Here is a 22,010-nt window from a genome sequence, read left to right as displayed (position 1 = left end):
ATTCCGCACGAGAGATGCCCTTTTAGAGGTGGAAGTGCCCGCATAAGGGTATCTTTCCGCACGAAAGATGCCCTTACGGCAGTTATTTTAGTAAAAAAATCACGAGACATATAAAATTCGGGAATGGTGATTTATTTTTGCACTCGACTCCTGCGGGATTAGCGATCAAGGTGAGACCCCGCAGTTACGACCTTATTTCTTGGAGAGTTAATTCCAATTTTCCCCTATGGAAATGCACAAAAAGATATTAAAGAAGAATAAGACCGCCAATAAAAACATGATGGCCTGAAACGATAAAACAGCGGCGACTGGGGGAGCGAGACTTGCACCGATTAGAAGAATAAATGAATAGAGCGACAGTGCTTTCGACCGCTGGCTGTTGCCGTAGAACCCGATCTGAGTAATGACGGTAGGGATGACTAGTGAGATGGATGAAACAAAAAAGATGGAGAATATTATTAAGGCAGTGGTTGTGTGCAGGAAGATCAAGGCGAACGCACTAGTTGCACCGATTACCAGGCCGAAACTCATCGTTCTCAGTGCGCCCCATCTGTCCATCAAAGTGCCGGTGAAAAGGGACAGGACGGCACCGATCAATCCTACCAGGCGGATCAGCAGCAAGTCAGATGCAGGTCCGGCAAAAAAACGGCCGATGGCGTCATAAAAGGCGATAATTGCAAACAGGAGTGAAAACGTAGTCAAGTAACACTTCATCAATCGAGGCTCTTTTATTAGTTGGGAAAATACGGTACCCAACGGTTTTCGCTCGAATGGCTGTACCGTATATTCTTTCAGCAGGAAAAAGGCGAAAGAAAACAGAATGAAATAAATAACAGCAAAGAAATAGAAGACGGCATTCCAGGAAAAACGTTCGGTCAGGAAGTTGCTTGTGACCTGGCCGAAGATGCCGGCAACCAAAAAGCCAGTGTTGATCAAGACAACAAGGAGGGTTCGTTGCCGTGCCGGAAACAGGTCATAGGAATAGGCAAATGCAACCGAAGCAAAAGTAGCAAGTGTCAATCCCTGAAAAGCACGAGTAATCCACAAACTGAAGGAACCAGCCGAAAACCCGACAGCACAAGTTGCAACAGCAGATGCCAGCAAGCCGAAAACGAGAATCTTGCGACGACCGATGTAATCCGATACTGGACCAAAAGAGAGCAAACCGCAGGCATAAAAAAAGGTAAATAATCCACCGGCAAGGACAACATGTGACTCAGCAATCCCCAAGTTCTCCGATAGTACAGAATAAATAGGAATCAATGTATAGATATTGCTGGCAACCATGATAGCGCACAGCGTCAGGAGGAGGGAAGTTTTTTGAAAAAAGCTTAACGATTTCATCTTTATCACCTGCCATCTGCAATATATGCAGACACCCAGTCGATTGATGGTTGTTCCACATGAACGATGGGAAAAATTAACGGGCTCTTTGCTTCCAAATCAGACTGTAAAACAGGTATAATGATAACCATACAGAACAATTGTTTGGCCAGTAAAAGGCGCATGGGTGAGAAGCGTCTTTTTCTTGTATTTTACTAGAAGAAAGGGGAGATAAAATGTCAGTACGTTTAGTACTAGGGCGTTCGGGCAGCGGGAAAACCGAGCGGGTCTTGCAGGAAATCAAGGATAGGCTTGTTTCGGACCCGCAGGGGGATCCGGTTGTCTATCTTGTCCCGGAACAAATGTCTTTCCTGTCAGAATACAGATTGTCCACAGATCCTGATCTTGGTGGAATGATCAGAGCGCAGGTGTTTAGCTTTCCTCGTCTGGCGTGGAGGGTGCTTCAGGAAACAGGTGGATACACCCGCCAGCATTTGGACAGCGTGGGGATCAGTATGGTAATCCGTAAAATCATTGAAGATAAAAAAGAAGATCTAAAGATTTTTCAGAAGGCTGCAGAGAAAAATGGTTTTGTCCAGCAGATGGAGCAAATGCTGATCGAGTTCAAACGTTATGCAGTCAATCCACAAGAGTTGGTCGGAAAAATGGCTGAAGGCACAGAAGGAAATAAGGCACTGCATGATAAGATCCACGACTTGGAGCTCATTTATCGTCAGTTTGAGGATGAATTATTTGGCAAATATATAGATTCTGAGGATTATTTCAAGCTGCTTGCCGAAAAAATCCCGGCATCTGGCTACCTGAAAAATGCGGAAGTATATATTGACGGTTTTTACAGCTTCACACCCCTGGAATTGAAGATCATCGACCAGCTGATAGCCTCCTCCAAAAGAGTAACGATCGTACTGCCGGTCGACGGGGACTACAAGCATGAATGGCCTGATGAACTTCATTTATTCAGATTAACGGGAGAGACTTGCAAAACGCTCTTTGACATGATCCGATCTAAAGGATATGAACTGGAAGAAAGCATCGTGCTGACTGAACAGCGACGCTGGCATGATGAGTCTTTGAAGTATCTGGAAAGGGAATTTGACTCAAGGCCTGCTATTCCGTATTCAGGTGAGGCGTCGATTCATATCGCACAGGCGGCAAACAGACGTGCCGAGCTTGAAGGAGTTGCCAGAAAGATCATCGGCCTGGTAAGAGATCATGGATACCGCTACCGCGATATTGCTGTTCTGATGAGGGGAAGCGAATACCGCGAAGTACTGGAAACTATTTTTAAAGATTATCGACTGCCATTTTTTATAGATCAGAAACGGAATATGCTTCACCATCCGTTGATCGAGCTTGTCCGTTCAAGCCTGGAGACGGTTCTAGGGAACTGGCGCTACGAGCCAATTTTCCGCGCGGTAAAGACAGATTTGCTGTTCCCGGTGGGGGTAGATCTGAATAGAATGCGGGAACAGATGGATGTTCTGGAGAATTATGTGCTTGCATATGGAATCCAAGGGGATAAATGGTTGAAAAAAGATCGCTGGAGTTATCGGCGAATTCGCGGACTCGAGTATGACGGTGTTGTTCAGACGGATGCTGAGAAGAAGTCTGAACAGGAACTGAATCAGCTGAAGCAGGTAATTACTGCTCCGCTTATGCGGATGGCACGCCGCTTGAAGCGGGCAGACACGGGTAGAAAGCTTGCTGAAGCGATCTATCTGTTCCTCGAAGAACTAGATATTCCTGCGAAACTCGAGTCATGGAGAATAGCAGCCGAGCAAGAAGGAAGGCTGATAGCGGCAAGGGAACATGAGCAAGCTTGGAATGCCATGGTCAATCTCCTTGATCAGTTCGTCGAAATACTTGGTGACAGCAAGGTGGCATCGAAGCAATTCGTGTCGATCCTTGATGCTGGTTTTGAGTCACTCAAATTTTCCTTGATTCCTCCGGCTATCGACCAGGTACTAGTTGCCGACATAGAAAAAACAAGGCTTGCTGATGTGAAGATTGCTTTTGTCATTGGCGTGAACGAAGGGATTCTTCCTGCGAAGATAACCGAGGAAGGGATCTTTGCAGATGATGACCGTGAGCTTTTGCAATCAAGAGGCCTAAAGCTTGCTCCGAGCAGTCGTACAAAGCTGCTGGATGAGAATTTTACGGCCTATAAAGCTTTCGTGACGCCTTCTGAGCAGCTTTACATCAGTTATCCGATTGCCAATGAAGAGGGAAAAGCTCTGATGCCTTCGTCCTTTATTAAGCGGATTTCGGATTTGTTTCCAGGTCACCAGGCTCATTACTTCCTGTCAGATCCGTCAGAATTACCGGAACCAGAGCAGCTTGAATATGCAGCTAGTGAAAATATTGCATTGTCCTATTTGACTTCCCAGCTTCAATTGAAGAAGCGCAATTATCCTGTCTATGATTTCTGGTGGGATGTGTACGATTATTATTTGAAGAATCACCGATGGGCAGATACGGCCAGGAATGTTCTTTCCAGCCTGTTTTATGAAAATAGGACAAAAAGGCTGCCGGAATCTGTCACGAAGGATTTATATGGCGATGAAATTCAGGCGAGTGTCTCGAGGATGGAACTATTCAATAGCTGCCCATTCTCACATTATGTCCAGCATGGGCTGAAGCTGCGGGACCGCCAAATATTCAGGCTGGAAGCTCCTGATATCGGTGATCTTTTCCACGCAGCACTGAAGGAAATTGCAGAAACAGTGATGGAGCAGAACTTGAGCTGGGCCCAGCTGACAAGGGCGCAGGCTGAAGAATTGGCAAGAGATGCTGTGCAAAAACTTGCTCCGAAACTTCAGAATGAAATCCTGCTGAGCTCGAACAGGCATCATTATATCAGGCAAAAGCTTCAGCACATTATCAGCCGCGCCTCGCTAGTGTTGAGTGAACATGCAAAAGTCAGCGGGTTCTCGCCAGTCGGTCTGGAGCTCGGCTTTGGACGCCAGGGGAAACTGCCGCCATTGGGATTCTCGCTTAAAAATGGCGTAAGGATGGAGCTGATGGGACGGATCGACCGGGTTGATAAAGCAGAGGATGATCAGGGAGTGTACTTGAGGGTGATCGATTACAAATCGAGCGTGAAGGATGTTAATTTGACAGAAGTTTATTATGGTGTAGCTCTTCAGATGCTCACCTATCTCGATATCATCATCACCCATTCACCGTTACTTGTCGGTAGGCAGGCAGATCCAGCAGGGGTACTGTATTTTCATGTGCACAACCCAATTGTTACTACTTCCAAAATGCTGACGCTCGAGGAAATCGAAGAGGAAATTCTCAAACGCTTTAAAATGAATGGATTGTTGCTAAACGAGGAACATGTCATCCGAATGATGGACAAGGGGCTCGATACGGGAAATTCACAGATTATCTCGGCAGGTTTCAAAAAGGATGGAAGTCTGCTGAAAAGCTCCAAAGTTGCAAGTCGTGAGGATTTTGACTACTTACGTAAATTTGTGCGCCATAAGTATGTGGAGACCGGAAATAGCATTGTCAGTGGAGTCGTTGATGTTGCTCCATACAAACTCAAGAATCGGGCGCCATGTACATTTTGCTCGTTCAAGCCGGTATGTCAGTTTGACCAGGCAATTGAATCAAATGACTTCAGGAAGCTTCCAGTCATTAAAAAGGAAGACCTGCTGCAGTCGTTGAAGCAGGATGAAAGCCTGAAGGGGGAAGATTTACTGACATTCGGTTCTGCTAGACTAGAAGAAAGGTCATCAATTGGAGAGGAGGAAGAGGACCTTGGCTAAAACGATTATACCGCCAATACCCGCTGGCGAGACTTGGACGGAAGATCAATGGAAGGCAATCATGTCCGAGGGAAAGGATATTCTTGTCGCCGCTGCTGCCGGATCCGGTAAAACGGCTGTCCTTGTCGAGCGGATTATCAAAAAAATCACTTCGGAGAACAATCTGATCAACGTCGATGAACTGTTGGTCGTTACGTTCACCAATGCTTCTGCCGCTGAAATGCGCCACAGAATTGGGGAAGCACTCGAAAAAGCAATCGGCAATCATGCTGATTCAGCACACTTGATAAAGCAGCTGAGTCTATTAAATCGAGCGTCGATTTCAACGCTCCATTCCTTTTGCCTAGAAGTCATCAGAAAATATTATTATTTGATCGATATCGACCCTGGATTCAGGATCGCGGATGCAACTGAGGGCCAGCTCTTGCGCGATGAAGTGATCGAAGAACTTTTTGAAGAAGAATACGGAAAAGCAGATAATCAGCCATTTTTCCATCTCGTGGATGCATTCACGAATGACCGCAGCGATGAAGGGTTGAAGGAGATCATCGCTGACTTGTTTGATTTTGCGAGATCAAATCCTTCCCCTGATGCCTACCTCGATTCCATTGTCACTATGTACGATGCAGCAGGGTGCTCGGCGATCGAGGACTTGCCATTCATGAACGTGCTCACCGCGGATATTGAACTTCAGCTCTATGGAGCGAAACAGCTGCTTGAAAAAGCGCTCGAGCTCTCTAAAATGCCGGGCGGACCTGCACCAAGGGCTGTGAATTTCACTGAAGATCTTCATGTGATGGATACCTTGCTTGCTGCTAGTGAACAATCGTGGGGAGAACTGCATGAAGCGATTCAGCTTGCTGATTTTGGCAGGGCAAAGATATGTCGCGGCGATGAATACAACAAAGATCTCGTCGATAAAGCGGCCAAGCTTCGGGACCGGGCAAAGAAGATAGTCCAAGATTTGCGAAACGAACTGTTTTCCAGGAAGCCAGAAAGCTTCCTGAAGGATATGCAGGAAATGAGACCGCTGATCGCTGTGCTAATCGGCTTAGTGAAAGAATTTTCCCGCCGGTTTGCAGAAGTAAAGCAGGAGCGTGGCATCGTAGATTTTTCAGATCTGGAGCATTACACACTTGAGATACTAACTGCAAAAACTGAGGAGGAAAATGTATCGCCTGGAGTGCCTTCCGAAGCTGCACTGGCCTACCGCAATAAATTCAAGGAAGTGCTGGTGGATGAATACCAGGATGTAAACATGGTCCAGGAAGCGATTCTTCAGCTCGTCTCAATGGAAAGCGAAGCAGCCGGGAATCTGTTCATGGTCGGGGACATGAAGCAATCTATCTACAAATTTCGGCTTGCCGAACCAACCCTTTTCCTCGGAAAGTACAATAGGTTCACGGCTCATGGTGAAGGAACTGGCTTGAAAATTGATCTTGCCAAGAATTTCAGGAGCCGAAGCGAAGTACTGGATGGAACGAATTATTTATTCAAACAAATCATGGGCGCAACAGTCGGCGAAATTCATTACGATGATAATGCTGAGTTGAAGAAAGGGGCTCTTTATCCAGACGATGATTCCTTCCCGGTCGAACTGCTGTTGATTGATAGGGGAGAAGGTACCTCGTCAGACTCTGATTCCTCAGCAGAGAATGAGGCTGCTGAGGCTGAATTCGACGCTGAAGATTTGGAACAGTCGCAGCTTGAAGCAAGGCTGATGGCGAAGCATATTAAGGATATGGTAGAAGAACGAAGAGGCGTGTACAATCCAAAAATGAAAACATCCAAGCCTATTCATTATCGCGATATTGTCATCCTTCTTCGCTCCATGACTTGGGCCCCTCAAATCATGGAAGAGTTCAAGCGGCAGGGGATCCCGATTTACGCGAATCTGTCTACCGGTTATTTTCAGGCGACAGAGGTAGCAGTCATGCTTTCTTTGCTGAAAGTAATCGACAATCCTTATCAGGATATCCCGCTTGCTGCGGTACTGAGGTCTCCGATTGTCGGCTTGGACGAAGAGGAACTGGCCATCATTCGAATCAGCCAGAAAAGAGGCTCGTTCTATGAGGCATTGACGGCATTTTGCCTAAACAGGCCAACATTGGAAAAGGAAGCCCTCCATGAAAAAACCAGTCGTTTCTTTGAAGCTTTGAAAAAATGGAGAACGGCCGCAAGACAAGGTTCCGTGTCGGATTTGATCTGGCAGCTCTACAGGGAGACAAGGTTCTTTGATTTTGCTGGCGGAATGCCAGGCGGAAAACAACGGCAGGCTAATCTTAGAGCACTTTATGATCGCGCCAGACAATATGAAGCAACCAGCTTCCGCGGCTTGTTCCGATTCTTGCGCTTTATTGAACGGATGAGAGAGCGCGGCGATGATCTTGGTGCTGCAAGGGCACTGGGAGAACAAGAGGACGTTGTTAGAATCATGACAATCCATAGCAGCAAGGGGCTGGAATTTCCAGTCGTTTTCGTCGCAGGGCTTGCCCGTAAGTTCAATACGATGGACTTGAAAAAATTCTACATGCTCGATAAGGAATTTGGCTTCGCAGCAAAGTACATCAATCCAGAGAAGCGAATCTCCTTTCCATCTCTCCCGCAGCTGGCATTTAAGCGAAAGCATAAGATGGAAATGCTTGCCGAAGAGATGCGCGTCCTCTATGTAGCCTTGACTCGTGCAAAAGAAAAGCTTTACCTGATCGGTTCTGTGAACGATGCAGTCAAGACGATCGGCAAGTGGCAGGACGAGGCAAGCCAATCGGACTGGCTCCTTGACGACTATGTGAGGGCATCTGCATCAGGCTATATCGACTGGATAGGGCCAGCTATCATCCGGCATAAAGATTGTGAGTCAATCAAGGGCAGCCAGGCAATCCTTCATCCTCAACTAGACGAAGAGATTCGCTGCCATCCATCCCGCTGGAAAATAGCAACGGTTAACGCAGAGGAAATCGTTTCATATGCGGATGAGAAAGACAAAGAGCGCGATGGCCTGATGGACCTTGTAGCAGCTGGCCAAGCTGTAAATACGGGATCGAAATTGGCTGATAAGGTCCATGCACAGCTTTCATGGAAATACCCTTATAAGGAAGCTGCCAATTTCCGTTCGAAACAATCTGTAACCGAACTGAAGCGTAATCTTGACACAAGAGATGAGGAGAGCGGAACACAAATCGTCCACCAGTTTACGAAGCAAAACCTTAACAGGCCAAGGTTCATGCGGGAAAAAATGGTTACCCCAGCAGAGCGGGGAACCGCGATGCATATGGTCATGCAGCATCTTGATCTTTCCAGGCCGGTTACAGATGCAAGCCTTGTTTTACAGCTTGCACAAATGGTTGAGAAGGAGCTGCTGTTCCCTGAGCAGAAGGAAGCAGTTGATCAAAAATGGATTCTTGCCTTTTTCGATACCGAAATCGGCCAGCGGCTTCTCGAAGCAAACAATGTCCGCCGTGAGGTTCCCTTTTATCTCTCCTTGCCGGCAAAAGAGGTTTACCCTGATTGGCAGAGTGAAAATGAGCCAATTTTCATTCAGGGGGTCATCGACTGCATTTTCGAGGACGAAAAGGGAATCGTCCTGCTCGACTTTAAGACAGATGGCATCAACGACCGCTATAAAGGCGGTTTCGAACAGGCAAAACCGATTTTAAAAGAACGTTATCAGGTCCAGATCAGCCTGTATGCAAAAGCGATCCAACAATTATGGAAAAAGCCAGTTGAAGAGAAATATTTATATTTTTTCGATGGCGGCCATCTTTTGGAAATGGATCAACTCGGTTGAAGGGGATCTTTCCACCTGAAAGATGCCCTTATAGAGATGGAAATGCCCTTATAGAGGTGAAAATGCTCGCCTAAGGGTATCTTTCCGCATTTGGATGCAATTTAGATACTAGTTCCAGTTTTTTTCTTTTGTATAAAGAATAGTGTCATCCGTTCCAATCAACAGCCCGTTCATCAGCAAAACCAAAAAAGGACCGGGCGCAGTTTGCCCGGTTTTTCTTATGTTGACCCTTTTTTATTAGAACTTTACGCGAATCTGCAATCAATGTTAATTATTCCCTACAGTCGGCTGATCGATCAGGTTGGCATCGAGAACATTGCTGGCGCTTAGCCCATTATTAGTAACAATGAGACCGCCAGTGTTAAATCCACCCTGCCCAGCGACTGTCTTTGTATTGCTTTTAGGAGAGATGAACAGAGTGTCGCCAAACTGCACCGTTCCCCCGCCGACACTAAAGATTTGAACAGGCCCTATGATTGCTGGCATGAAAAACATCCTTTTCTGCTATTGTTATGGGCAATATGGACAACCAGTCAAGAGTATAAACCAACTTCATAGTCGCCCAAAAGTAAATATGAAGTGGCCAGATTTTTATTGGACATCAATCATTGCTGAATTTTCGTACGTGGCAACAGATGTCGAATGTGCTTTACTCTTGATTCCAGCAAAACATTGCAAGTATTCCCAAGATGAACAATCGATGAAGAAGATACCCCGGTGATGTCAATATTTCGAACCTTTAAAAAAGGGTGAATCGTATGAGTGTGACCTATGATTGTTTCCATTTCCGGTTGAAATGCTATTGGTTCTGAAAAAATTGGATAGGAAGAATATTCCCCTTCTGTACCAAAAAAAATTTCTGCCTCTCGCTGAACTGCAAGAGCATTGGAACGACCTTCGATGTGCTGGGAATCGCCAATTTGAAACACCGATGATAGGATAACAGAATCAATCTTTATCCGATCGACGGTGGCCATTCTTTTCATCGGCATCATCAAATTTTCGGGGAAAGTGGCACAAACGGCCCGACTATGAGGGATTCAGCCGGTGTATCAAATGTCGCAGCCAAATTGATGGTGTCTGCATCCCCGACCAGTAACAGAGAGGAGCTTGAAACACCGATAATCTTGATGTCACCAACACAAATATCCCGGTTATAGACTTGAAAGTTCATTCTGAATTCCCTTCCTTTACATGATCCGGCAGATTTTTCAGAAACAGGAATACCCCATTTTGGATTTCCTGCTTAAGAAGTTCAACTACCTGTTCCGATAATTCGGAGCTGATTTCAGGAGAATTTTGATTGGATGATCTCTCTTTTAAATGTGCTGAAACTCTGCCGGATAGTTGTTTTTTGATATCGTCTTTAATAAAAGTAAAATAGGAATCGTCGACCCTAATCCCCAGTTTCTCTTGTGCCTCACGATAAATACGTTCTAAATCTGTTTCGAGATATTGATGTAGGGCAGTTTCCATTTCGATCGTTCTTTTAAACAGCTGTTTTCCGGGATTTGGAACATTTACCGCCTTTTGATCAACCGAAAAATCATCGATTCCTTCTAAATCAGTCGGATTGAGGCCAATATTTAAAGTTCCTTCTAGCGTTTCTACTTTCAACTGGTCGAATTTGTACTCGATATTTCCAATTTGGACTGGTGGACGCTCCTTCAATACGGCAATGTCTTGCTTCAGCTCCAAAATCATCTTTTCCAGTCTCGCTATTTTTTTGTTTTGGTGCTCTACATATAAATGCATCTTTTTAACATATTCATAAAATTCAGCATTCAAATGAATCACCTCAATTCGACCAGTATTTTCCTACCATGAACGGGATACACCTGAAGTTAAAGGGACAGCAGGCGTCTCAAGTACGTTGTGTGAATCATCATCTGGTTCTTCCATCCCTGTGTAGATTTGCGAAGGATGCAGCGCTTCTGGAGCAGGCTCTACAAAACCGCCGGTATTATAAAGATTGGAAATAGACTTAATCATCCCGGTGCTTCCAATTTGCAAAACAGAAGAGTTGGTGATGCCTTCTACTTTTAAAAAGTTAATATTGATTGACTGTTGTATATAAAAATTCATCCGAATCACCCGCATTATGCGTTAAAATAGTTGCCTTGATCGATACCATCTTGATCATAGGTATTCGTTGCACTTTGATTATTGTATATAGTCAAGCCGTCACCGGTATTGAATGAGCCAGCTCCAGAAAAGGTTTTTGCATTGGAGATCGGGTTAATGCTGTAAACATCGCCAATGTGGAAGACGGCGCTGTTTCCGAGTGAGACGACCTGTGCGATTCCTACAATTGCTGGCATTAAGCAACACCCTTTAGTTAGATTTCTTTATTATCATATGTGCCCAGAGGAAGAATGTGATTAAAATGCCTATCAGTTTCAAAAAGGGTGGCATTTTTCAATTAAAAATTTTGTTATGCAACAGTACGAATGCTATATAACAGAAGGATAATATGGTAAAATATCTATATATTTAGAATTTTTAATCATACCTTGAGGAGGCAAATATGAACGTTCCATTGCTGTTGAACCAATTTCTAGATCGCGCGGTTTCCCTTTATGGAGACAAAAAGGCTATTTTTTCCGAGGACAGGGCGCTTACCTATTCTGATCTTAATGAACGAGTAAATCGGCTTTCTGATGGACTGAGGAAGCTTGGAGCTGTCAAAGGGGACCGCATTGCCTACCTTGCTCCAAATTCGCTTGAAATGCTTGAAGGTTTCTATGGTGTTTTCCAGGTCGGAGGTGTGATGGTTCCTCTGAACATCCGCCTTAAACCGGAAGATTATCTATTCATCCTTAATCACAGTGAATCCAAAGTGTTATTTGTTGATCAAGACTTATACCATCTAATCCAGCCGATCAAGAATCAGCTGGAAACAGTGAAGGAAATCATTGTCCATTACAAGGAAGAGAGCACGGTGGAAACCGGGTACGATGATTGGCTTTTACAGCATTCTTCTGAACCGTTTAAACGCGAAGAGCTTGACGAAAATGATGTTTGCAGTCTCCTTTATACAAGCGGGACAACGGGTAATCCAAAGGGTGTCATGCTGACGCACAGGAATAATTATCTACATGCTATGAGCTCCATGCATCATTTGCGGGTCAGCGATGAAGACGTGCTGATGCATGTCCTGCCAATGTTTCATGTAAATGGATGGGGTTCACCATTTTATTACACAGCAAATGGATCATCGCAGGTATGCTTCCGAAAGACGACTCCCGAGGCGATCTTCAGCGCATTAGAAAAGCATAGAGTCAGCGTGATGCATATGGCACCGACAGTTTTGAATGCCTTGCTCCAGTATTATGAAAAAAATGTTCCAACCATTGAACAGCAGGTGCGTGTAGTCATCGCTGGTTCCGCTCCGCCGCCGGCATTCGTTACCCGTGTCGAAAAAGAACTTGGCTGGGAATTCATCCAGGTATACGGTATGACAGAAACTTCCCCTTTAAGTACAATTTCTACAATCAGATCGCATTTGAAGGAGCTGCCTTTGAATGAACAGTACCGAATGAAAGCGAAGGCAGGGATCTCGATGATTGGCTGCCAGGTAATGGTTGTCAACGATTTTGGCGAAGAGGTTGCCCATAACGGCAAGGAAATTGGCGAAATAACAACCCGAAGCAATGGCGTAATGAAAGGCTACTGGAAAAATGAAGAGGCTACCATGGAAACGATTCGCAATGGCTGGCTTCACACAGGCGATATGGCGACAGTAGACGAATACGGGAATATCGATATTGTTGACCGTAAAAAAGACGTCATTATTAGTGGAGGCGAAAATATTTCATCCATCGAAGTGGAGGGAGCATTGTACGACCATCCGGCTGTCCTAGAAGCTGCCGTTATTGCCGTCCCACATGAAAAATGGGGAGAGACCCCGCACGCATATATCGTTTTACGCGAAAACGAACAGATTACGGAAAAGGATCTTATTGCATTTTCCAGGGACAAACTGGCCCATTTCAAAGCCATAACTGGGGTAACTTTTGTGGAAGAACTGCCGAAAACTGCATCCGGTAAAATCCAAAAGGTCCAATTGAGAAAGGAGTACTTGGAAACAAGCTTAAAAGAGTAAAAATGCCACAAAAACTTCGTTATCATCTACAAGGATTCCTTATCAAAGCATAGCAGTGTGAACGAAAGAATACCAGCATCAGTAGTTTCTGCGTTGGATCCTTTCGTTCCTTTTGCCATATTTGCCGATAGTGTGTTATACATAGATTATATGTTAAACATTGGATGAAATGAGGAGGAAAATGGAGAGCAACGGAGAGGCATCGGGCAGGATTGTTTCGATCGACAGAATGCGGGGATTTTCATTGTTGGGGATTTTGCTCGTCAACATGATTTCATTCCACTCACCGTATTTTTCTATCGATCCTGAAACCTGGTGGAATGGAAATATCAATGTATTTACTTACAGATTCATCGATGTGTGGATCCAGGCCAGCTTTTATCCGTTGTTTGCCATGTTGTTCGGGTATGGGCTGGTAATCTTAAGAGAGCGGATCCTTGATAAAGGTCTGAAGTTCACTCCATTTGTCGTGAGAAGGCTTTCGCTGCTACTGCTGATTGGATGCCTTCATGCTTTTTTGATCTGGGAAGGGGATATCCTGATAACCTATGCAGTCTGCGGGTTTGTCTTTCTTTTCTTTTTGGGATGGAGCGCAAAAAGATTGATGATTGCAGGTTTGGTTATCTATATTGTTCCAAATGTCTTTCTCGTGTGGATGCTTGGTGCAGCCTCGGCAGTGGAAGGAGGCGCCGCGTTTTCGATGTATGATGCACAGGCTGCAAAACAGGCAATGACTGTCTATCAAACTGGCAGCTTTGCCGAAGTGACAGAGCAAAGAATGACAGAGTGGTATAAAAATAATAATCTCACCGGTTTGTTCTTTTATTTGATCACCATTTTGCCTTTGTTCCTGATTGGAGCCGGCGCGGCCAAGATGAGGCTTTTCGAACAAGTGCACAGGAATAAGAAAAAGATTGGCGCATTTGCAGCAGGACTTGCCGCCATCGGTCTGCTGATCAAGTTCGTTCCCTACCTTTATGGCAGAACGTATTGGACCGATTATGCTCAGGATATTTTTGGCGGAGCGATGCTGGCAATGGCTTATGCATTGATAATTGCCCTTCTTTCCGAATCCAGGAAAATGGACAGAGTCTTATATCCGCTCGAAGCTGCAGGCAGGCTATCCATCAGCAACTACTTATTCCAGTCCATCTTTTCGACGATGGTTTTTTACAGTTACGGACTCGGTTACTATGGAGATGTTTCCATATTCGCTGGAACTATGCTCGCTCTTTCGATTTATGCAAGTCAATTAGCTTTCAGCAGCTGGTGGCTCAAAAGATTTTATTTTGGCCCGGTCGAATGGCTGTGGCGAAGCGGTAGTTATTTACATATTCAGAAATTCAAAAAACCGCCAGGAATATGATTAGGCAAGGAGACGAGAAATTACACAGAGGGGGAAATTTAAATGAAATTCGCTACGATAAAAAACGAAAATGGCCAATGGATCGGAATCGTAAATGATAAAGGAAGCCATGTTCTGCCACTGCGGGAAGTTCATGAAAAGATGAGTGGCAATGCTTACATTCCAGCTGACATGGTTCAAGCCATTTCGTTAGGTGACCAATTTTATCAGGAAGCGGAAAAGACGGTCCAGTGGGTGAAGGATAACAAACTGGAAAGCGACTTTTTCCTTCCGCTTTCAACTGTTGAATTACTGGCGCCAATCCCGCGACCGGCTAAAAATATTTTTTGTGTCGGGAAAAATTACGCCGAGCATGCGATTGAATTGGGCAGCAAGGAAGATATTCCCGAGCATGTGATGGTGTTTACGAAAGCCCCTACGACTGTAACCGCTCATGAACAAAATATCTTAGCCCAAAGGGAACTGACAGAGCAATTGGACTATGAAGGGGAACTAGCTGTTGTCATTGGCAAAGAAGGGAAAGCGATCACGAAGGAAGAAGCCTTGGATTACGTGTTTGGCTACACGATTATCAATGATGTTACCGCCCGGGACCTCCAGGAAAAGCACAAGCAATTTTTCATCGGCAAAAGCCTTGATACTGCGTGCCCGATGGGACCATGGATTGTCCATAAGTCAGCAATCGCGAATCCGAATGCACTGGATATAAAAACAACTGTAAACGGCGAATTAAGGCAAGATTCCAATACGGAAAAATTTATTTTTCCGATTGAAGAAGTGATTGCCGTCCTTTCACAAGGAATGACACTGGAGCCAGGTGACATCATTGCGACTGGAACACCGGCTGGAGTGGGAAAAGGGTTTAAGCCGCCAAGGTTCTTAAAATCTGGAGATCTCATTGAAATTTCGATCAAAGGAATTGGGACGTTAAGAAATAAAGTCGAATGAATACACCGCCGCTAATTGATAGGATTATCCATACTGTTATGGTATGATATTTTAGACTTTACAATTAGGAGGACGGTACATGATACATGCCCATATAACAGCCTGGGTTTTGGCTTTGGTTTTATTCTTCGTGGCATTGGGACTACATAAAGGCGGTAACGAAAAGGGTGCGAAAATTGCCCATATGGTCCTAAGATTATTTTACGTGCTGATTCTATTGACTGGCTTTTGGCTTCTTTTCAGCATTACAATCGACATTATGTACGTGCTGAAAGCGGCGGTTGGCCTGTGGGTCATCTCTATGTTTGAAATGATCGTGATCCGTACAAAAAAGAACGAAAAGGCATCTGTTTTGTGGATCCAATTCACCGTGGCTCTTCTGCTTGTACTATATTTAGGCTTTTCCCTTCCACTTGGCACTGATTTGTTCTAAATCGAAGTTGTCGAAAAATTGCTGTCCATAAATGGGCAGCTTTTGTTTTTCCCCCCTATCGTTATGGGAACAATTATGATAATTTAAGAGGGAGGGTTATTGGAGAAATAAAGATAGGGAGAATGCTATGGCTACAACAAAAAGCTGCGTTTATGAAAGTGATAGACAAGTTACTAGCTTTATAGAGAGCAATTCATTCAAAGAACATGCAAATCTTTTAGTGCAAATTTTTTATACAAAAGCAGAAAAACTACCGCATCTGCAGCAATTTCTGATGAAGCAGCTTCCATTGTCTGTGCTGGTGGTGTGTGATGACAGAGGCAAGTATTGCGCTGAACATCCTTATCTTATCTATTTTACTATTCTCAACAAGCAAGAGCTCCTTCCTGAGGGGAACGACAAACACACCATCAACAGATTGTCCCACCTGCTAACAGCCTCGCAACAAGACATTCTTCAGTTAAATGAGAGCCTTAAGATTTCTCAACAATATTATCAGTCCTTGTTTGAATATAATGAAGATTTTGTTTATTCCACCGATCGGAACGGGGCTTTTACAAGTGCTAATCGGTCGTTCATGAAAACCTTCGGCTATGATGAAAGCGAACTGATTGGCAGGCCTGCGCACCATTTTATCGATCCAGAAGACATTCAACGTGCAAAATGGTATTTTCTTCAGGCATTGGAAGGAAAAGAACAATCCTATACAATCGAAATTCGCATCAAAAGCGCTGAACCTCAAATTTTTGAAATCAAAAACATTCCGATTACAGTCAATGGTTCCTGTGTGGGAATACATGGAATCGGCAGGAATATCACCTGCCAAAAAAAGACAGAAGAAAAAATCATTCAGCTAGCCTATTATGACCAGGATACAGGTTTGCCCAACAGAATGAGATTCACGGAAAAGCTGGAGAAAATGGTCCATCGTGCAAAGCAGAAGAAAGAACTGCTTGCCGTCCTTGTTATTGATCTTGACCGCTTTATGATCATCAACGACAGTCTAGGACATTCTGCCGGTGACTTTGTTTTAAAACAACTGGCGGAAAGACTGCACAATCAGATGCCAACAGGCGCCTATCTGGCAAGATTCAGCGGCGATACCTTTACGTTGCTGTTGACAGAGGATGTCAGCATCGACCTGACGACCAAGTGGGCAAGAGAATTCCAAAGGCTTATCTCATTGCCTTTGTCTTACCAGAATCAAGAATTTATGGTAACGGCCAGTATTGGAGTCAGCTCTTTTCCAGAGGATGGCTTTGATGAACATACGCTGCTGAAAAATGCTGATATAGCGATGAACCGTTCAAAAAGTCAGGGCGGGAATAAGATCACGTATTATTCAACCGGGATGAATGATCAAGCAATGGTTCGCATGGAACTGGAAAGCTACTTAAGAAAAGCACTCCAGAAAAACGAATTCCATCTCTACTATCAGCCGCTGATGGACTTGAAATCAGGAGAAATTACTTGTATCGAAGCGCTTATTCGCTGGCAGCATCCTCTTCTTGGCCTTGTTTCACCGGCGCAGTTTATTCCGTTAGCCGAAGAAACTGGGTTGATTGAAGAGATTGGCGCATGGGTCCTGACAACAGCCTGTGTTCAAACAAAGTACTGGCAGCAAAACGGATTTCCTAATCTAGGAATTTCCGTTAATGTCTCAGCCTATCAATTCCAGCAACATACCTTTCTAAGCAAGGTGATGGAGGCTCTTCACGTTTCAAGGCTTGCTCCGGCATCCCTATCGCTCGAATTGACAGAAAGCGCGATGCTGAAGGATATCGGTTACAGCATTTCCATCATGAAGTCATTACAGGAACTAGGAGTGAAAGTATCAATGGATGATTTCGGCACAGGGTATTCGTCATTAAGTTATTTACGAAATTTACCGATTGATACCCTGAAAATCGACCAGTCATTCATCAAGCACCTGCATGACGATCCATCCAATATTGCCATTGTTAAGGCAATCATCACCATGGGCCAGGGACTAGCTGTGAGCATCGTTGCGGAAGGCGTAGAGACACATGAACAGATGAACATCTTGAGAGATCTGGATTGCCACTATGCTCAAGGTTACTATATCCAGAAACCGCTTGATACGGCTGCCTTTGAACAAGGATTTAGGACTGTAGAAAACATTGCATACACGGTAAAATAAGCGATTAGAAGCGAAAACCTGCCTTCCCTCGAATGCAGGTTTTATTGCTGTTTACGATATTCGTTCGACCACCGTCCGCTTTCCGTTGTTCAAGGTCAATTCAAACCGGTCCATTTGGATTTCATAATAATCAAAATGATGCTGTACGCTGCAAATATGTTCTTCGTTGTCGAAAATCAAAAAATTCACTCCGGATCTTCCGGCTTTATGATCAAGAAATGTTAGATGATTATAACAATAGATGCAATCATAGAGCGAGAACTTCAACGAATTCAAGGTTTGAATGAATTGGACAAATGCCTCATCATTCAATTCATCCAGCAGACGTTCGAAAGAATAGATCAGCTGCTTTCTGATTCTGATCATTTCCTGATCTGTAAGGGATAGGATTTCCTTGCCAGTCTGGATGTTGCCGTCATCCAGTAAAATCCCTTTACACCATTTGCTGTTTCGCTGCACTTCTACCTCTTGGTGGGCAAACTCCTCAATAAGGGCTGCTTCCTCCGTCTCTTCATCAAAGAATATCCATTGTGCATTAATATGCTCTACAGTTCCGGCATTGAATGACCGGGGTTGGTATTCGATAAGATTGCTTCGTTGTTGTCGATTCATTTGGATCCTCCATTTATTGTCGCTCACCTTCTTTTTAGACAGATTTTGATGAATTTATAACAGATGGATAAGTTAGGCGATTAACCAGATGGAATCTTTCTGCATAAGATGAGTAATGCATAAGCGATTCAGGAAAAAGTTCCGCTGAGAAGGGATGATCATTAATGTGTGGAATTACAGGCTGGGTAGACTATCGTAGAAATTTAGATCATGAGCATCAATTAATTGCCAAGATGGCGGAAACTTTAAGCAAAAGAGGTCCTGATGATACGAATGTATGGACTTCGCAGCATGCAGCGCTGGGACATAAAAGGCTGGTGGTTGTCGATCCCGAGGGAGGCAAGCAGCCGATGACCAGAGCACAGGGAGATAGCCGCTATACCATTTGCTATAACGGAGAACTCTACAATACCGAGGACCTGAGGAAAGAACTGCTAGTAAAAGGATATTCTTTTCATGGCCATTCTGACACAGAAGTATTGCTTACTTCTTTCATGGAATGGAAGGAAAATTGCCTTGAATATTTAAATGGAATTTTTGCCTTCGCTGTTTGGGACCATCTGGAGGAAAAGCTGTTCATCGGTCGCGACCGTCTTGGCGTGAAGCCGCTGTTTTTCATGGAAACAGCGGGAGGATTTATGTTTGCCTCTGAACAAAAGGCGCTGTTGGCACATCCTGAAGTGAAAACAGAGGTAGACAGAGAAGGATTATGCGAGGTTTTTGGGCTCGGGCCATCCCGGTCACCTGGGGCTGGTATTTTTAAAAATATGAAGGAACTTCGTCCAGGGCATGGACTCATTTTTTCAAAAAATGGGCTGAAAATTTGGAGGTATTGGAACGTCAAAAGCGAAGAACACACAGACAGTCTTGAAGAAACTTCTGAGAAGGTACGTGAGCTGTTCACAGACGCCGTAACGAGGCAACTCGTTTCCGATGTTCCACTGTGCACGTTCCTTTCTGGCGGATTGGATTCAAGTGCCATTACGGCGATTGCCGCAAACCATTATAAAAAAGAGGGCAAAGGAAGCCTGCATACGTACTCCATCGATTATGAAGGAAATGATCAGTACTTTAAGGTAAGCGAGTTTCAGCCTAATGCGGATGCCTTCTGGATCAATAAGATGACAGAAACATTTGGGACCGTTCATCATAACAGCGTTATCTCCCAACAAGAACTGGCAGCTTATTTGACAGAAGCTGTGCATGTTCGGGACTTGCCAGGAATGGCAGACATTGACTCTTCCCTTCTTTGGTTCTGCCGGGAAATCAAACAGGATTTCACCGTCAGCCTTTCGGGTGAATGCGCAGACGAAATCTTTGGAGGGTATCCATGGTTTCACCGGGAGGATGATCTCAACCGACAGGGATTTCCTTGGATGCGTTCCATTAATGAGCGGCAGAATATGCTGAGAGATGATTGGCGAAAAAAATTGAATTTGGAAGATTATATGATGGCGAAATTCAATGAGACAATAGCTGAGGTGCCGGTACTTGATGGAGAGAATCAAATCGATGCAAAGCGGCGACAATTATTCTATTTAAATATCACCTGGTTCATGACGACCCTGCTCGACAGGAAGGACCGGATGAGCATGGGCGCCAGTCTTGAGGTGAGGGTGCCGTTTGCGGACCATCGACTTGTCGAATATGTTTGGAACATCCCGTGGGAAATGAAAATGCACGGAAACAGGGAAAAGGGAATCCTCCGTAAGGCATTGCAAGGAATACTGCCTGAGGAAGTATTATACCGGAAAAAAAGTCCATATCCGAAGACCCACCATCCCGGCTACACTCAGGCAGTGAAAGGAATGCTATCAGATTTCATGTCCGATTCGAACAGTGCGCTGCATGAATTCTTCGACAAAACTACGCTGCAAAAAATGATTGAAACCGAGGGCGCATCCTTCAAGGTTCCATGGTTCGGCCAACTTATGACCGGACCGCAGCTGCTTGCTCAGCTTGCTCAGATTCATATCTGGTTCCGGGACTATCATATTAATATTGCAGATTAAGAAAATCTATTTTGCAGCTACAAAGGACTTTCTCATCCATAACCTTGATTTCCAGCGCCAGAGCATGAGCAGTCCGCGCAGCCATTCGTCGGCAATGAAGGCGATCCAGATGCCGACAAGACCCATTTCTAAATAGATTCCTAGAAAATAAGAAAGGGGTACACTGACTCCCCACATGATCAGAATGCCTATATAAACCGGAAATTTCACATCGCCAGCTGCTCTTAATGAACTAATCAGCACCAGATTGAAAGATCTGCCGGGTTCAAGAATGATCGTAAGCAAAAATAAGATAGTGCCGAGTTCAATAATGCTGGGGTTATCAGTAAAGATCCCCAGCAATTTTTTTGAAAAGAAGGAAGCGGTCACTGCTGAAGCGATCGAAATCATTATTGCAAGTTTTAAACTATTCATAGCTCGTTTATAGGCAAGCTCGACTTCATTTGCGCCGACCATATGGCCAATTAATATCTGTGTTCCTTGACTGATCGCGATACTAAAAAGAAATATGAACATCATGATATTTTGTGTATATACCTTAGCCGTCAGGGCCTGTGTTCCAAGTGTGGCGATAAAATAAGTGATCATCATTTGCGACCCATTATAGCTTAAATTCTCGCCGGCAGAAGGAATCCCGATATGGAGCAGGTTCTGTAAATGCTTTTTCGGGAAACGGAACAGCAGCGACAATGGCATCGACCCAGGGATCCGCTTTTTCATGACGTAAATCGCTGCAAGCAATCCAACAATCCGACTGACAGTTGTTGAAATCGCTACACCTTCAACCCCAAGCACAGGAAAGCCGAAAGTACCGAAGATGAAGAAATAGTTGCCAATCACATTCAGCACATTCATGCCGATCGTGATATACATGATATCACTAGTAAAACCATAGCTGCGGACGATACTGCTAATCGTCATGATCAGCGACTGAATAAAAGAAAAGCCCCCGACAATTTTTAAATAGGAGTTAGCCTCGTCAAACAGTTCAGGAGGCAGGTCCATCAAGTTGAGCAGCTGCTCGCTGAAAACGAAGACGGCTGCACTCAAAATCAAACCAAAAACAAGATTCGCCCCGATCGAGACAGCGGAAATTTCATGTGCCTCCTTGTGCTGGTTTGCCCCTAGATTCTGCGCAACCAGGATGGCGGTACCTGTGGCGATAAAGCCAAACATGACGATAACCATGGAGAGAATTTGATTGGTTACCCCAACTGCTGCGACTGAGTTGTCCGAGTACAGGGAAAGCATTAAGGTATCCGCATTCCCCATCAGCATATAAAGCATAATTTCAATAAATAATGGCCAAGTAATGGCAAATAACGATAATTTAGCTGTTTTTTTCTTCATGTTTTCCATCTCCAAGTTGTAATTCTGTTTTTATACAGACTCAGGAAGGGATTTAGCGTAAAAACCTTCATTTTTTGTTGGGGAAAATAAAAAAGGTAAGCCCCTTCCCTAAATAGGAA

17 protein-coding genes are annotated in these 22,010 nt (G+C 44.5%); 8 read left to right on the top strand and 9 right to left on the bottom strand.

Features of this window, described 5'->3' with window-relative positions:
• Window positions 1-207: 207 nt before the first annotated feature.
• Window positions 208-1,344, bottom strand: coding sequence for an MFS transporter (locus UB32_RS03975; RefSeq protein WP_044391386.1), 1,137 nt, complete (start codon window positions 1,342-1,344; stop codon window positions 208-210).
• A gap of 215 nt (window positions 1,345-1,559) precedes the next feature.
• On the opposite strand from UB32_RS03975, the gene addB reads away from it, so the two are divergent.
• A complete protein-coding gene (gene addB / locus UB32_RS03970) occupies window positions 1,560-5,117 on the top strand; it encodes a helicase-exonuclease AddAB subunit AddB (RefSeq protein ID WP_044391384.1) in 3,558 nt (1,185 codons plus the stop codon).
• Window positions 5,110-8,904, top strand: coding sequence for a helicase-exonuclease AddAB subunit AddA (addA, locus tag UB32_RS03965; protein WP_044391382.1), 3,795 nt, complete (start codon window positions 5,110-5,112; stop codon window positions 8,902-8,904). The genes addB and addA overlap by 8 nt, the downstream gene beginning before the upstream one ends.
• 267 nt (window positions 8,905-9,171) lie before the next feature.
• Here the strand turns inward: addA and UB32_RS03960 are convergent, their stop codons facing one another.
• From UB32_RS03960 to UB32_RS03935, 6 genes are all read right to left on the bottom strand, one after another.
• A complete protein-coding gene (locus UB32_RS03960) occupies window positions 9,172-9,390 on the bottom strand; it encodes a spore germination protein (RefSeq protein WP_044391380.1) in 219 nt (72 codons plus the stop codon).
• 119 nt (window positions 9,391-9,509) lie between these two features.
• The gene (locus UB32_RS03955) at window positions 9,510-9,890 is read right to left on the bottom strand and encodes a spore germination protein GerPE (protein ID WP_044391395.1); all 381 of its coding nucleotides are present in this window, start codon (window positions 9,888-9,890) and stop codon (window positions 9,510-9,512) included.
• A gap of 8 nt (window positions 9,891-9,898) precedes the next feature.
• Entirely contained in the window at window positions 9,899-10,078 is a 180-nt protein-coding gene (locus UB32_RS03950; RefSeq protein WP_044391378.1) for a spore gernimation protein GerPD, read from the bottom strand.
• Window positions 10,075-10,692, bottom strand: coding sequence for a spore germination protein GerPC (gerPC, locus tag UB32_RS03945; protein ID WP_044391376.1), 618 nt, complete (start codon window positions 10,690-10,692; stop codon window positions 10,075-10,077). Before gerPC ends, UB32_RS03950 begins: the two co-directional genes overlap by 4 nt.
• Window positions 10,693-10,722: 30 nt before the next feature.
• On the bottom strand, window positions 10,723-10,989 hold the full coding sequence (locus tag UB32_RS03940; RefSeq protein ID WP_044391374.1) for a spore germination protein GerPB: 267 nt from the start codon (window positions 10,987-10,989) through the stop codon (window positions 10,723-10,725).
• 14 nt (window positions 10,990-11,003) lie between these two features.
• Window positions 11,004-11,225 (bottom strand): spore germination protein, encoded by a 222-nt coding sequence (locus UB32_RS03935; RefSeq protein ID WP_044391372.1) that lies wholly within the window; start codon window positions 11,223-11,225, stop codon window positions 11,004-11,006.
• A gap of 206 nt (window positions 11,226-11,431) precedes the next feature.
• Between UB32_RS03935 and UB32_RS03930 the strand changes: the two genes are divergently transcribed.
• The 5 genes from UB32_RS03930 to UB32_RS03910 all read left to right on the top strand — a co-directional run bounded on the left by UB32_RS03930 (window position 11,432) and on the right by UB32_RS03910 (window position 17,917).
• Window positions 11,432-13,009 carry a long-chain-fatty-acid--CoA ligase gene (locus tag UB32_RS03930; RefSeq protein ID WP_044391370.1) on the top strand — a complete coding sequence of 526 codons (1,578 nt, stop codon included), beginning with the start codon at window positions 11,432-11,434 and terminating at the stop codon, window positions 13,007-13,009.
• A gap of 181 nt (window positions 13,010-13,190) precedes the next feature.
• Complete coding sequence (locus tag UB32_RS03925; protein ID WP_128721487.1) at window positions 13,191-14,375, top strand: DUF418 domain-containing protein; 1,185 nt, start codon at window positions 13,191-13,193, stop codon at window positions 14,373-14,375.
• A gap of 42 nt (window positions 14,376-14,417) precedes the next feature.
• Entirely contained in the window at window positions 14,418-15,323 is a 906-nt protein-coding gene (locus UB32_RS03920; protein WP_044391367.1) for a fumarylacetoacetate hydrolase family protein, read from the top strand.
• A 79-nt stretch (window positions 15,324-15,402) separates the two neighbouring features.
• The gene (locus UB32_RS03915; protein WP_044391365.1) at window positions 15,403-15,756 is read left to right on the top strand and encodes a YisL family protein; all 354 of its coding nucleotides are present in this window, start codon (window positions 15,403-15,405) and stop codon (window positions 15,754-15,756) included.
• 127 nt (window positions 15,757-15,883) lie between these two features.
• The gene (locus UB32_RS03910; protein WP_052806945.1) at window positions 15,884-17,917 is read left to right on the top strand and encodes a putative bifunctional diguanylate cyclase/phosphodiesterase; all 2,034 of its coding nucleotides are present in this window, start codon (window positions 15,884-15,886) and stop codon (window positions 17,915-17,917) included.
• 51 nt (window positions 17,918-17,968) lie between these two features.
• Here UB32_RS03910 and UB32_RS03905 read toward each other — a convergent pair whose 3' ends face one another.
• Complete coding sequence (locus tag UB32_RS03905) at window positions 17,969-18,529, bottom strand: DUF2777 domain-containing protein (protein ID WP_044391363.1); 561 nt, start codon at window positions 18,527-18,529, stop codon at window positions 17,969-17,971.
• Window positions 18,530-18,693: 164 nt separating this feature from the next.
• Between UB32_RS03905 and asnB the strand changes: the two genes are divergently transcribed.
• Window positions 18,694-20,541, top strand: coding sequence for an asparagine synthase (glutamine-hydrolyzing) (gene asnB / locus UB32_RS03900; protein WP_044391362.1), 1,848 nt, complete (start codon window positions 18,694-18,696; stop codon window positions 20,539-20,541).
• Between the two features lie 6 nt (window positions 20,542-20,547).
• On the opposite strand, the gene UB32_RS03895 is transcribed toward asnB, so the two are convergent.
• Window positions 20,548-21,891: an MATE family efflux transporter gene (locus UB32_RS03895; RefSeq protein ID WP_044391360.1), complete on the bottom strand. Its 1,344-nt coding sequence runs from the start codon at window positions 21,889-21,891 to the stop codon at window positions 20,548-20,550.
• Window positions 21,892-22,010 lie beyond the last annotated feature (119 nt).

This window comes from Mesobacillus subterraneus (assembly GCF_000934845.1).
Classification (GTDB): Bacteria; Bacillota; Bacilli; order Bacillales; family Cytobacillaceae; genus Mesobacillus; species Mesobacillus stamsii.
The sequence above is the reverse complement of the archived record's forward strand: the minus strand, read 5'-3'. Positions and strand labels throughout refer to the sequence as shown.